We start from the raw sequence: 12,885 nt of genomic DNA on the forward strand, positions 1-12,885 counted from the left end.
TAAAAATTATTTTTTAGTGTTACTTAAATAGGCTATTCCCCCAAATTAAAATTCAAAATTCAAAAATTATTTTTCCTATAAAAATCCGCAAATTTTCTATAAAATACCACCGCTTATTAAACAAAAATGGTTGCTTATGAAAACGCTTGATCCTATCTCACTTCTTTTAAATAAAGTCGCTTTAATTGAGGCGTCTGCTGGTACGGGTAAAACCTATACAATGGTGAATCTTTATCTGCGATTGTTGCTCGGTGTGGGCTGTCAGCCTTTGACAGTGGAGCAAATTTTGGTGGTAACTTTTACGCGTGCGGCAACCCAAGAATTGCGAGATCGTATTCGTGTGAAGGTGGCGGAAGTGTCAAAATATTTTCAGGAATATAGTGAGAAAGGGGCGTGTGAAGCATTAACAAGCGATGATTTTTTATGGGAAATTTACCAAAATATTGAAAATCAGCTTGCATCTGCATTGTTGCGATTACGCATTGCCGAGCAAGATATTGATGTGGCAAGCATTTTTACCATTGATAGTTTTTGTCAAAAAATGTTATCAAGCTTTGCGTTTGATTCAGGAATGCGATTTGATATTGAATTACAGCCCGATGAAACGGAATTATTAACCCGTTTGAGCGAAGATGTATGGCGTGAGTTGTTCTATTCTTGTACAGAAATTGAGGCGGATTTTATTCTAAGCAATTTACAATCACCACAAGCCATTTTAAAGAAAATTCGTTCGCAACTAAATGATAGCTTACCTTCATTATCTGAAACACAAAAAATGCAATTAGATAGCCGTTTAAATGATAACTTATTAAAATATAATGATTTTTTAACGGAAGTTAAACAGCATTGGTGTGAGAATGGACAAGAAATGGCTCAGTTGCTTTATGATGATTTGGATAAAGGTACCAAAAAATCATTAAATGGACGTTCTTATCAGGTGCGTTATGTCAATTCTTGGGTTGCCAAAATGGACAGTTGGGCGAATTCAAAGACGACAGGAATGCCCGAGCATTTTGATCGTTTTTGTCAGTTTTATATCAATGAGAAAACCGCAAAAGGAAAAGATCCGCTATACAGTGAATTTTTTGTAAAAAATGAAAAATATTTGACCGCTTATCAGCAAGAATTTGAGCCGTTATTTAAGCAACAGGGCATTATTTTAGAATTAAAATTTTTATTCACGCTACGCCAAAAGTTAGCCAATTATAAGCGTACCCACAAAGAACGAAATTTTAGTGATTTTACGAATGAGTTGAATCTTGCTTTGCAAAGTGAAAAAGGGCAAAAATTGGCAACGCAAATTCGCCAGCTTTATCCTTTTGCGATGATTGATGAATTCCAAGATACCAACCTTGCACAATATCAAGTGTTTAGTGCGATTTTCATGGATAAAAATGTACAAAATCAAGGGTTTATAATGATTGGCGATCCAAAGCAATCTATCTATAAATTCCGTGGGGCGGATATTTTTACTTACCTTAAAGCGTCCCAGCAAGCTGATGAAACCGCGACCTTAGAGAGAAACTGGCGTTCGTTGCCCAACGTGGTTACGGAAACGAATCATCTTTTTGATTTTAAAAATGATATTAGCCCTTTTATTTATCAGGATATTCGCTTTCAACCTGTGGCGTTTAAAGAGAAAGGGCAAGCGTTGCTAGGACAGGAAAATGTACGCTATTTATTACAAGAAGAATTTGATTTGACGTTGTGTGCTGAGCATTGTGCGAGTGAAATTCAACAGCAATTAAAATTAGCCGAAGAGGGCAAATTATATTTGCAAAAAGACGATCAAAAGTTGCCGCTTCAAGCACAAGATATTGCTATTTTGGTACGAAGTGCAAGTCAGGCAGAGCGTATTCAACAAGCTCTGAAAGACCGTAATATTCAATCGGTGTATCTGTCTGAAAAAAACAGCGTTTATAAATCGGACGAGGCACAACAAATTCTATTTTTACTCTATGCGTGCTTACATTTTACCAATCAAAAAGCGATTTTAACCTCGCTAGGAACGGCGTTGTGGCAGTTTAGTGCCAGTGAATTATTTGAGTTAAAAAATGATGAAATGCAGTGGGATAATTGGTTGGAAAAATTTGCTCACTATAATGAAATTTGGCTCAAACAGGGCGTGTTACCGATGTTACACCATATTTTTATCAAGGAAGAATTGATTGCAAAATTGCGAAATACGGATAATGCGGATCGTAAAATTACCAATTTATTGCATTTGGCGGAACTGCTACAAAATGCGATGCCAAGTTTGGAAAATGAAACGGCGTTAGTGCGTTGGTATGAAACTCAGCTAGAAAATGCCCTTGAACATCAAGAAGATCAGGTGTTGCGTTTAGAAACGGAACAGAAATTGATTAAAATTATTACCTTTCACGGCTCAAAAGGGTTGGAATATCCTGTGGTTTGGTTGCCTTTTGTGGGGCGACTTGTTAAGCCAAAAATGGATCAAGTGATTTATCGAGATCAACATAATCAGCAACAATGGGTTTTTGAAAATGCCTCTGATGAGATCAAAAATGCCATTGCAAAAGAAGAGCTTGCGGAAGAATTACGCCTGCTTTATGTGGCGATTACACGTGCCGTTTTTCAAATCAATTTTATTTTGCCACAGCAGTTCAAGGGTAAAAATAGCTGGAATGCAATGGCGTATTTATTGAGCAATGGCGAGATAGGGGAAACGGCGAGCGATATTGAATTATTGCCAACCACGACGTTATTAGAGAAAAAACAGCTTGCGGGCGAATTGGTAAATTTAGCACAAAATCCACCCGCTTGTGATTGGGTTTCTCGCAAAGAAATCGTTCCAAATTTACAAGCAAAACAGTTTACCCAAAAAATCAAATTTGATGGACGAGTAACCAGTTTTAGTGCGTTGCATTCTTATCATCAATGGCAAGACGAGCAAAAAGAAGAACAGGTACAAGATTACGACTATCAAAATATGGTGCATTCTGATATTGATGAGGAAACGGCACAGCGTTATTCCGCCTTTACCTTCCCACACAGCACCAAAGTGGGGACGATTTTACACAGCTTTTTTGAACATTGTGATTTTACGCAACCGATCGAATGTGAGAAAGTGGCGAAATTATGTGAGCAGTTGCATTTAGACGAGCAGTGGATTGAGCCAACCACACAATGGTTTGATCAGATTTTAGCCACGCCGTTAACCGAGCAAGGTTTTGCGTTAAACCAAATTCCAAATGCCCAACGCTTAAATGAATTGCAGTTTTATTTACGCTTAAAAAATGGTAATGCCTTGCCTGAATTAAACCGCTTAATTAAAAAATACGCCAAATTAAAGGATCTACCGCCGTTATCCTTGCCACAAATAAAAGGTTTTGTGCGTGGTTTTATTGATTGTCTTGTGAAAGTGGACGGAAAATTTTATCTCTTTGATTATAAATCGAATTTCTTAGGGCAATTTGAAGAAGATTATTCTGCTCAAAATTTAGCACGTGTGATGGGGCAATATCGCTATGATTTGCAGTATTTACTTTACACGTTATCGGTTCACCGCTATTTAAAATCTCGCTTAGAAGATTACGATTATGAGCGAGATTTTGGTGGCGTGGGCTATTTATTCTTGCGTGCAATGAACGGAAAAGCACAAAATGGGGTGTTTTTTGATAAGCCAAGCAAAGAATTGATAGAAAATATGGATTTACTTTTTGGGTAAATTGATTTTGCAAAATCTTATAAAAATATTACCGCTTAATGCTACATTTTTAGAAAATATAAAATAGATACAATAAGTTATCTTATAATCATTTATTTTCAACCTAGTTAGAAATATATACATATGCGGATGTGTTTAAATGTATGTGATGCATTTTAATATTTTTAATGATTAAATGAGAATTATTCGCTATAATGTGTCGGATATTGAGATATAAGGAAATCGTCATTTATGACTAAATATAACATTAAAAGAATACTCTTTTTTGTATCAGGTTGGATTTGTGTTGCACTAGGGGTGATAGGTGCAATTTTACCTTTAATGCCAACAACACCTTTTGTATTACTTGCTTTATTCTGTTTCTCTCGTAGTTCAGAACGTTTTCATTCTTGGCTGTTCAATCATCGAATTTTAGGAAAACCGATCAGAGATTGGCAAGAAAATAAAACGATCCCGACTTATGCGAAAGTAATGATGACGGTGATGATCACATTTAGTTGTGGTATGTTAGCTTACAAATTTTTATAAACTCCCTTCTTTTTAATTTAATGCCTAAATTTTTTTAGGCATTTTTTTTATTTCTATTGGCAGAATTGTCTGAATAAGATTCAAAGTGAAAGTTTAAAGTAATACAACTTCATTACCGATAAAACCTATATCAACAGCAGTGCCAATCGGAATATTTTGGCGATGATAAGCGGTTATATTTAAGTCATTTATTGCAATGTTATAGCGATATTGTTGTCCTAAAAATAATTTTTTTGTTACTTTGCCTTGTCCCTGTGAATTGATGTTTATTGCAATTTGTTCTGGGCGAATAAGCCATTGATATTTACCTTTTATATAAGGAATATGCTCAAAATAATCTTGCCCAAGTGGGCTGTTTAAACGATGTGTATCTAAAACGTCACAATCTAAATAATTGGTTTCTCCTAAAAAATCAGCAACGAATTTATTTGTTGGTTTATTATAAAGAGTTGTTGGTTCTTCATATTGAATTATTTTTCCTTGATCCATAATGGCAATACGATCTGCAAACGCAAAGGCTTCTTCTTTATTATGAGTAACAAAAATAGCTGGTACATTCTGACTTTTTAGTAATGCTTTAATTTCATCAATCATTTCGTAGCGAGTTTGGGTATCAATATTTGAAAAAGGTTCATCAAGAAGAAGTAATTTAGGGTTACAAACCAGTGAACGAGCGATAGCAACACGCTGTTGTTGACCGCCAGATAATTCATAAGGGTAGCGTTTTCCAAATTCTTGCAATTTTACTGTGTTAAGAATTTCTTCTGTGATAGATTGTTTTTCTTTTTGTGACTGTTTTTCTAGTCCAAATTGAATATTTTCTGCGACAGTTAGATGGGGGAAAAGAGCATAATCTTGAAAAATAAAGCCGATTTGACGCTTTTCAACAGCAATTCGTGTTAAATCTTGCTCTGCTAATGTGATTGTCCCTTGTTTAATTTCAATTAACCCCGCAATTGCTTTGAGGAGTGTTGTCTTTCCACAGCCACTTGCACCTAATAGACAAATGATTTCATCTGATTTTAGTTGTAAACTGAGATCTTTTAAGACTTTTGTCGTACCAAATTCAGTACTTAAATGTTGAATATCAAGCAATGTCATATTAACGCTCTTTTTGTGATTGAGAAATAAGAGAACGAGTTAGCCAAATTACTGGGATTATACCAATAATCACTAATATTACAGCAGATAAAGCTGCTTCTTCTAACTGTTCTGTTGATGTTAAATTAAATAAATAAGTCGCTAAGGTTTCAAAATTAAACGGTCGTAAAAGTAGTGAGGCATTCAGCTCTTTCATACATTCAATAAAAACCATTAACCCTGCGGTAATAATTCCTTTGGATATTAAAGGGAAGTGAATTTTAGTGAGCATTTTTATTCCATTTTTTCCCATCGTTTGGCTTGCCATATCTAATGAGGGGGATATTTTACTCAATGAATTTTCAATTCCACCAATGGCCATTGCTAAAAATCGAATGACATAAGCGATAATTAAGGCAAAAATTGATCCTGAAAAGATAAGCCCAACAGGAGCTAATCCGAGTGATTTTAGGAATCCGTGTAATTGGTGATCGGCTGTTGTTAAAATGGCGAGTAAGCCGATGGCTAATACTGTTCCAGGTATTGCATAGCCGAGAGAGGATATTTGTAATGAAAGGCGTGAAAACCCTTGCTCCAATTTATTTTTTTGTGAAAAACGAGCTGTAAAATGAAGAATCAATGTGAGTATTACTGCGATGATTGAGGCGATAATAGATACTTTTAGGCTATTTTGGGCAAATTCTAAAAAACCTGAATTCCAAGATTGTTCAAAATAATGGAATGTCCAATAAATTAAACGCCCAAAAGGAATAAAAAAGGCAAGGCTGAGTAATGTACCACACCATAAATAAGCAAAGAACAATCCTTTGCCACGTAATTGTTTTTGTTGTACTTTTTGCTCATAGCCACGTTGATAAATTTTTTGTTTACGGCGACTATAATTTTCTATACTAATAAATATAAAAATGATCAATAGCATAAAAACAGCAATTCGGCTAGCTGTACCAAAGTCGCCAAAGCCTAGCCAAGAATCATAAATTGCGGTAGTTAAGGTAGGTACAGCAAAATAAGAGACTGTACCAAAATCACCTAAAGTTTCCATTGCAACTAAGGATATACCGACGACAATCGCTGAACGACACAGTGGAAATGTTACTTTTAAAAAGGTTTTGATTCTATTTGCACCTAATATTTTGGCACTTTGTAATAAGTTTTCTGATTGTTCAAGCAATGCGACTCGTACAACCAAGAAGATGTAAGGATAAAGTACGAGAGCTAAAATAAAGCACGCACCATACATTGTCCTTGCTTGTGGAAACCAATAATCTTGGGCATTTTGCCAGTCAAAAATATTTCGTAATAAGGTTTGTATCTCACCAGAGTAGTCTAATAGATCGGTATAAATATAAGCACTGATATAAGCTGGGATTGAAAGTGGTAAACATAACAACCATTGTAAGGATTGTTTGCCCTTAAATTGATAATTAGAAACTAACCAAGCAGAAGGAAGTGCAAAAAAAAGGGCAAAGGCAACCGTGCCAGATACGAGTAAAGCTGAGTTTATAACGTAAGTACCAAGAGTAGTATTCCATAAATGAATTAGATTTTCTATTTCACCATTAAATGAGTGATAGATAATGGCCAATAATGGCAATAACACGATGATAGTGATAATAAAAGTAACTAATTTCCAAATAAAATGGGTCTTCATAACCTTATAATATAAAAGATATTTTAGGGCGATAATTTATACGCTAAAACATAAAAATATGCAACTTTTATCTACTATTGATTATTACTATCATTAACTTGTTTTGTCGTAAAATTAACCTTTTAAACTGAAATTAAACAACTTCCTTACATAATGTACGCTGATTTGTTATAATCTTTCAGATTTATTGTCGCTCATTAAAATGAATGGCAAATATGAAAAATAAATTTTATTAAACATAGGTACAGAATATGATTCACGTTGAAGATCTCCGTCGCATTATTATTGAAGATATAAACAGTATTCCAAAGAAAACCGAATCAGAAAGTGTTGCATTGTTAAATGCCATTGGGCGAGTGTTAAGCGAGGATATTGTCTCTGATATCAATATTCCAACTTCGTCAGTATCAGCAATGGACGGCTATGCGTTACATTCAAGCGGTCAAAATTTTCAAGAAAATTGCGAATTTGTGTGTATTGGGGAATCTATCGCAGGAAAACCTTTTGATGGCGTGTTAGGTTCTGGCGAATGCGTGCGTATTATGACCGGTGCGGTTATTCCTGAAAATACCGATTGCGTGGTCATGCAAGAGAATGTTCAGCGTGAAGAAACAGAAAATAAAATCACAATTAAGCTAATGAAAACGCAACCTTTGGGCAATAATATCCGTCGTGAAGGTGAGGAAGTGTCTAAGGGGTTAGCAGTATTAAAAGCAGGGCATTGTATTTCTGTTACTGATATTCCTTTATTAGCAAGCGTGGGCTGTGGTTCAGTCAATGTTTATAAGCCATTAAAAATCGCGGTTTTTTCAACAGGCGATGAATTGCGTGAAGCGGGTGAAGTATTACAAAAAGGGCAAATCTACGATTCAAACCGCCCAACCGTGAAAGCATTATTGCAATCTTTCCCTGTGATCATCAATGATTACGGCATTATCAAAGACAATCCTGATGAAATCAGCCGTATTTTAGAAAAAGCGGCGAGCGAAAATGATATCGTGGTAACCTCTGGCGGTGTGTCTGTTGGCGATTATGATTTCTTAAAAGATTGCGTGAGCAAACTGGGTAATATTGTGCAATATAAAGTTGCATTAAAACCCGGTAAACCTTTTGTATTTGGTCACTTAGGCAAGGCACGTTATTTTGGTTTACCAGGTAATCCGCTTTCAACCACAATCAGTGCAACCTTATTCTTACTTCCTGCCATTTATCAATATTTTGGTGTAACCTTACCGAAATTAAGCGTAAAAGCAAAATTAGGCAATGAAATTAAACGCCGTTCAGGTCGTACTGAATTACAACGTGGTTTTGTTGAGAAAGACGCAAATAATGATTGGGTGGTTTACACGCAATTCTCACAAGATTCACACCGTATTTATCAGTTAAGTCAAGCGAATGCGTTTGTCTATTTGCCAGCAGAAAAAGCTGAGTTTGAAAAAGAGGAATATGTTGAGATTTTCCCTTTAAACGGCAAATTTTTGTAGAGGTGTAAATGAGAAATCTTACCGAGACTGATAATAAATCAGCACCATTAACTGATTTATTTCAGCGGAGATTGAGTTATTTACGCTTGTCAGTAACCGATTTATGTAATTTTAAATGTAATTATTGCTTGCCAGATGGTTATCAAGGAAAGAAGCCGAAGAATGAATTAACGGTGTCTGAAATTGATAATTTGGTTTCAACTTTTGCGGATTTAGGCACAAAGAAGATCCGTTTAACAGGTGGCGAGCCGACGTTAAGAAAAGACATTAACGAGATTATCCAAGTCTGCCAGAAACCTGAAAATATTCAAAAAGTTGCTTTAACGACTAACGGTTGGAAGTTGGAGCAGCATTATAAAAAGTGGATCGATTCAGGACTGAATCAGATCAATATCAGTGTGGATAGTTTGGACGAAGATACCTTTGAGCAGATCACAGGACGACGTTCTTTAAGCTCAATTTTAAGAGCGATTGATTTGATAATGGATTATAAGCCATTACCGATCAAATTGAATGCGGTATTGTTGAAAGAAAGTGGCGTTCAGCAACTTCACAGTGTTTTGGCATTTATCAAGGATAAACCGATCAGCTTTCGTTTTATTGAGTTAATGCAAACCGCAGAAAATAATTTATTATTTGAAAATTCGCATTTAAGTGCGAGCCGTATTGTGAAAATTTTAGAAAGAGAAGGTTGGACGGCGTTACCACGAGGTAAAGACGCAGGTCCTGCCGTAGAATATGCTCATCCTGACTATATGGGACGAATGGGCGTGATTGCACCTTATAGCAAAGATTTTTGTAAAAATTGTAACCGTTTAAGAGTAACCGCAATGGGGAACTTGCATTTATGCTTGTTTGACAGTTGTGCGTTTAATATTCGTCCTTATTTGGCGGATGGTAAGCGGTCAGATTTGATCAATTATTTACAAAATTTAATGCCACAAAAACCAGAAATGCACCATTTACATGAAAACAATTCTGGCTTAATTACAAATTTATCTATGATTGGAGGATAAGAAAATGCACGATGGTGGAAAACAATTTGAACCATTAAACATTGCCATTTTAACCGTATCGGATACCCGTACTTTTGCGGAAGATACGTCAGGCGATTACTTGCAAGAGTCGTTATTAAAAGCAGGACATAATTTATATGAACGTAAATTGTGTACCGATCATCTTTATGATATTCGTGCAATCGTAAGTCAATGGATTGCGGATAAAGAATGCCAAGTTGTGATTATCACGGGTGGAACAGGTTTTTACGATAAAGATATTACTCCTGAGGCAGTAAGCATTTTATTTGATAAAACCGTTGATGGCTTTGGCGAAGTATTCCGTCAATGCTCACAAAATACCGTTCAATTATCAACGATTCAATCACGTGCAGTAGCAGGCGTGGCAAATCGTACCTTGATTTTTGCTATTCCAGGTTCAACGGGTGCCTGTAAAACAGCGTGGGGCGACATTTTAGAAAATCAATTAGATGCAAGAACTAAACCTTGCAACTTTGTACCACACGTTAGATTTATCAAATAATTGTCGTAAAGAGTAACAATGAATAAATTAGCACATATCGCTATCTTAGCAGGTGGCAACAGTCGCCGAATGGGGCAGAATAAAGCACAGCTACTTTTTGAAGGTGAGACCTTGCTTTCAAGATTGGTGCAAGACGCTCGTCAATTAGACTTAGCCACTTTTGTATGTGCTGATGATTACACTTATTCAGAAATTGCAACGCAGAATATTACGTTATCCCCTGATTTATTGCTGAATAAATCAGGGGCATTATCTGCCATTCAACCTGTGTTAGAGCAGAGCTATTTAGCCAATCAGCAGTGGTTGTGGGTATATAGTTGTGATGCGTTGTTGTTACCATCAGAAATTATTGATTTATTTCAGCAAGCGATCGATGAAATCGATGCAAATCAAGATACACAAACAAAAACAATTTTACTAAAAAATCACAAATTATTGCCGTTGGTAGGGTTATATCACACATCATTGGCGAAGGATTTAAAAGATTATTTATTAGCTGGCAATCGCCGAGTCATGCCATTTTGTGATCAATTTAAGATGAAAGAAATTGAATTGCCAGATTCTGTGAGTTTCTGTTGCAATTTTAATACGCCAGAGCAGTTTGAGAACGCAAAGCAACAGTACACGCAATATAGAAAACATATAGGTTAAAAAGAATGAATTTTACCCATTTAGATAATAATGGAAATGCAAATATGGTGGGCGTGAGCAATAAAGTTGCCACACACCGCACAGCCAAAGCAATGGCTAAGATCCGTTTTCCACAAGATATTTATCAAATTATTTTGGAAAATGATCGTCAAACCCCAAAAGGATCAATTGAGGGGATCGCACGAATTGCGGGGATTATGGGGGCAAAACAGACCTCAAATTTAATTCCACTTTGCCACCCATTACCTTTGGAAAAATGCAAAGTCTCTTTTGAATATTCAGAAACAGAGCCAGTTTTAACGATTTATACCTCTGCGGAAGTCACCCATAAAACAGGGATTGAAATGGAAGCCTTAACCGCAGCCAGCGTTGCGGCTTTAACGGTTTATGATATGTGTAAAGCATTAACGCACAATATGATTATTGAAGAAGTTCGCTTATTAGAAAAAACAGGGGGTAAAAAAGATGTCTGTATCAAATAATACCTTTAAAATTTTATATTTTGCGGTTTTTCAAGAAAAAGCGAATAAATCAGAAGAAATACGTCCGTTAAGTGACAGCCTAACTGCTGAAATGTTATTTAGCAATATTTGTACAGAGCTAGGTGTCGAATTATCTCAAAAACAAGTGCGAGTGAGCGTGAATCATCAGTTTACCGCTTGGGATACGGTTATTATGCCAAATGATATCGTGGCATTTATTCCACCAGTGGCAGGAGGCTAACAATGTTTTTAATTAAATCCGAAGAATTTGATATTGAAAGCTACAAAAAAGAGCTACGTTTAGATGAATGTGGCGGTTATTGTAGTTTTGAAGGTTGGGTAAGAAATCATAACAATGATAACCAAGTGCGTGGATTGGAATACAGTGCGTATGAAGAGTTAGCCGTTGCGACAGGCGAGAAAATTGTTGCTCAGGCAAAAGAACTATTTGATATTGAAGAGGCAATTTGTATTCATCGTGTGGGTAAATTAGCGATTGGCGATTTAGCAGTGTGGGTTGGCGTGAGTGCCAAACATCGTGGCGCAACCTTTGAGGCTTGTCAGTATATTATCAACACTTTGAAAGCTGATGTGCCGATCTGGAAAAAAGAGTTTTACTTAGACAAAGAAACACACGAGTGGGTTTCAAATATTGAGAGCCGACCTTAGTTTATGCAACATTCAACCCTTGATGTTTCTCGTCAATTACTTGTAAAAGGAATGACGGCGGAGAAACAACAGCAGTTAAATAACAGTCGAGTTTTAGTGATCGGTGCTGGTGGATTAGCAACAACGGCGGTCAGTTATTTAGCGATGTCAGGCATTGGGCATATTACGATTGTTGATTATGATGATATCGAGCCAAGTAATTTGCACCGTCAAACGTTGTTTACCCAAAATGATTTAGGTAACAATAAAGCAGAAACGGTTAAGCAGTATTTATTGGCACGTAATCCGCAATTAGATGTAAAAGCCATTGGGGCTTCGTTAGATGTGCAAACATTATTACGTTTAATTTCACAATATGATGTGGTATTAGATTGTACCGATATGTTGTCTTTTAGCTATATGTTAAATGATGTCGCGATTTTACGCCAAATTCCCGTTATTTTTGCGAATGCCTCAGCAATGACAGGGCAACTTTTCACGATGATCCCTCAAAAAGATCAGCCATTTAGCTGTTTCCGTTGTATGTGGCCAGAAGGTGTAGAAGTAACAGGAAGTTGCGATATTCTTGGGGTATTAGGACCAGTTCCGGGAACGATGGGTTGTTTGCAAGCGTTAGAAGCGATTAAGCTACTTTCAGGATTTTATCCTGTGGCAGAAAGTACGCTTTATCATTTTGATTTTTATTCGTTGAGTTTAAACAAGATCGCTATTCCTTTTGATCAGGATTGTTGTCATTCGCAGAATGATAAAATAGTTGTGAATCGCTATACGGCAAATTTAGTTTTTCAAGGGGAATTAAGCGAAGCATTGAAACAAGGTTATGAAATCATTGATATTCGTCGAGAAAATGAAGTAAATGTAAAACCGTGTGAATATGCGACTGCCTATTTTACACCTGATCAATTATTAGATAATCCAAGTGATTTTCTATCAAAATCTAAATCTTATATTTTTATTTGTAGTAATGGCACAAGGAGTAAAAGTCTTGTGAAATATTTACAATATAGTGGATTTAGTCAAACATTTACTTATCAAGAAGATTGGTAAGAGAAATGGAGTAAGCGGTCATATTTTTTATTGATTTTGCAAAAA

12 protein-coding genes are annotated in these 12,885 nt (G+C 36.1%); 10 read left to right on the forward strand and 2 right to left on the reverse strand.

Annotation, left to right across the window (positions count from 1 at the left end; all coding sequences use genetic code 11):
• Positions 1-136: 136 nt before the first annotated feature.
• Together recB and DYE60_RS02170 are read left to right on the forward strand one after the other, a co-directional pair.
• Positions 137-3,688 (forward strand): exodeoxyribonuclease V subunit beta, encoded by a 3,552-nt coding sequence (gene recB / locus DYE60_RS02165; protein ID WP_115314999.1) that lies wholly within the window; start codon positions 137-139, stop codon positions 3,686-3,688.
• A gap of 231 nt (positions 3,689-3,919) precedes the next feature.
• Complete coding sequence (locus DYE60_RS02170; protein ID WP_115315000.1) at positions 3,920-4,216, forward strand: YbaN family protein; 297 nt, start codon at positions 3,920-3,922, stop codon at positions 4,214-4,216.
• A gap of 93 nt (positions 4,217-4,309) precedes the next feature.
• On the opposite strand, the gene DYE60_RS02175 is transcribed toward DYE60_RS02170, so the two are convergent.
• Entirely contained in the window at positions 4,310-5,317 is a 1,008-nt protein-coding gene (locus DYE60_RS02175; protein WP_115315001.1) for an ABC transporter ATP-binding protein, read from the reverse strand.
• A gap of 1 nt (position 5,318) precedes the next feature.
• On the reverse strand, positions 5,319-6,968 hold the full coding sequence (locus tag DYE60_RS02180; protein ID WP_115315002.1) for an ABC transporter permease: 1,650 nt from the start codon (positions 6,966-6,968) through the stop codon (positions 5,319-5,321).
• 251 nt (positions 6,969-7,219) lie between these two features.
• On the opposite strand from DYE60_RS02180, the gene moeA reads away from it, so the two are divergent.
• Genes moeA through DYE60_RS02220 form a run of 8 tightly spaced genes read left to right on the forward strand, consistent with a single transcriptional unit; the run spans position 7,220 to position 12,840 of the window.
• On the forward strand, positions 7,220-8,452 hold the full coding sequence (moeA, locus tag DYE60_RS02185) for a molybdopterin molybdotransferase MoeA (protein WP_115315003.1): 1,233 nt from the start codon (positions 7,220-7,222) through the stop codon (positions 8,450-8,452).
• An 8-nt stretch (positions 8,453-8,460) separates the two neighbouring features.
• On the forward strand, positions 8,461-9,468 hold the full coding sequence (gene moaA / locus DYE60_RS02190) for a GTP 3',8-cyclase MoaA (protein WP_115315004.1): 1,008 nt from the start codon (positions 8,461-8,463) through the stop codon (positions 9,466-9,468).
• A 4-nt stretch (positions 9,469-9,472) separates the two neighbouring features.
• Positions 9,473-9,991 (forward strand): molybdenum cofactor biosynthesis protein B, encoded by a 519-nt coding sequence (moaB, locus tag DYE60_RS02195; protein ID WP_090922710.1) that lies wholly within the window; start codon positions 9,473-9,475, stop codon positions 9,989-9,991.
• An 18-nt stretch (positions 9,992-10,009) separates the two neighbouring features.
• Positions 10,010-10,642 (forward strand): molybdenum cofactor guanylyltransferase, encoded by a 633-nt coding sequence (gene mobA / locus DYE60_RS02200; RefSeq protein ID WP_115315005.1) that lies wholly within the window; start codon positions 10,010-10,012, stop codon positions 10,640-10,642.
• A 5-nt stretch (positions 10,643-10,647) separates the two neighbouring features.
• Positions 10,648-11,124 (forward strand): cyclic pyranopterin monophosphate synthase MoaC, encoded by a 477-nt coding sequence (gene moaC, locus DYE60_RS02205; RefSeq protein ID WP_115315006.1) that lies wholly within the window; start codon positions 10,648-10,650, stop codon positions 11,122-11,124.
• Entirely contained in the window at positions 11,108-11,365 is a 258-nt protein-coding gene (locus DYE60_RS02210; protein ID WP_115315007.1) for a MoaD/ThiS family protein, read from the forward strand. The genes moaC and DYE60_RS02210 overlap by 17 nt, the downstream gene beginning before the upstream one ends.
• A 2-nt stretch (positions 11,366-11,367) precedes the next feature.
• On the forward strand, positions 11,368-11,793 hold the full coding sequence (locus DYE60_RS02215) for a molybdenum cofactor biosynthesis protein MoaE (protein ID WP_115315008.1): 426 nt from the start codon (positions 11,368-11,370) through the stop codon (positions 11,791-11,793).
• A gap of 3 nt (positions 11,794-11,796) precedes the next feature.
• On the forward strand, positions 11,797-12,840 hold the full coding sequence (locus DYE60_RS02220; protein ID WP_115315009.1) for a HesA/MoeB/ThiF family protein: 1,044 nt from the start codon (positions 11,797-11,799) through the stop codon (positions 12,838-12,840).
• Positions 12,841-12,885: the final 45 nt, after the last annotated feature.

This window comes from Phocoenobacter uteri (genome assembly GCF_900454895.1).
In the GTDB taxonomy this organism is placed as follows: domain Bacteria; phylum Pseudomonadota; class Gammaproteobacteria; order Enterobacterales; family Pasteurellaceae; genus Phocoenobacter; species Phocoenobacter uteri.

Coding starts and splice junctions, on each gene's coding strand:
- moeA (WP_115315003.1), top strand. CDS start 7,220: ATGATTCACGTTGAAGATCTCCGTCGCATTATTATTGAAGATATAAAC.
- mobA (WP_115315005.1), top strand. CDS start 10,010: ATGAATAAATTAGCACATATCGCTATCTTAGCAGGTGGCAACAGTCGC.
- DYE60_RS02175 (WP_115315001.1), bottom strand. CDS start 5,317: ATGACATTGCTTGATATTCAACATTTAAGTACTGAATTTGGTACGACA.
- moaB (WP_090922710.1), top strand. CDS start 9,473: ATGCACGATGGTGGAAAACAATTTGAACCATTAAACATTGCCATTTTA.
- recB (WP_115314999.1), top strand. CDS start 137: ATGAAAACGCTTGATCCTATCTCACTTCTTTTAAATAAAGTCGCTTTA.
- moaA (WP_115315004.1), top strand. CDS start 8,461: ATGAGAAATCTTACCGAGACTGATAATAAATCAGCACCATTAACTGAT.
- DYE60_RS02220 (WP_115315009.1), top strand. CDS start 11,797: ATGCAACATTCAACCCTTGATGTTTCTCGTCAATTACTTGTAAAAGGA.
- DYE60_RS02215 (WP_115315008.1), top strand. CDS start 11,368: ATGTTTTTAATTAAATCCGAAGAATTTGATATTGAAAGCTACAAAAAA.
- DYE60_RS02170 (WP_115315000.1), top strand. CDS start 3,920: ATGACTAAATATAACATTAAAAGAATACTCTTTTTTGTATCAGGTTGG.
- moaC (WP_115315006.1), top strand. CDS start 10,648: ATGAATTTTACCCATTTAGATAATAATGGAAATGCAAATATGGTGGGC.
- DYE60_RS02180 (WP_115315002.1), bottom strand. CDS start 6,968: ATGAAGACCCATTTTATTTGGAAATTAGTTACTTTTATTATCACTATC.
- DYE60_RS02210 (WP_115315007.1), top strand. CDS start 11,108: ATGTCTGTATCAAATAATACCTTTAAAATTTTATATTTTGCGGTTTTT.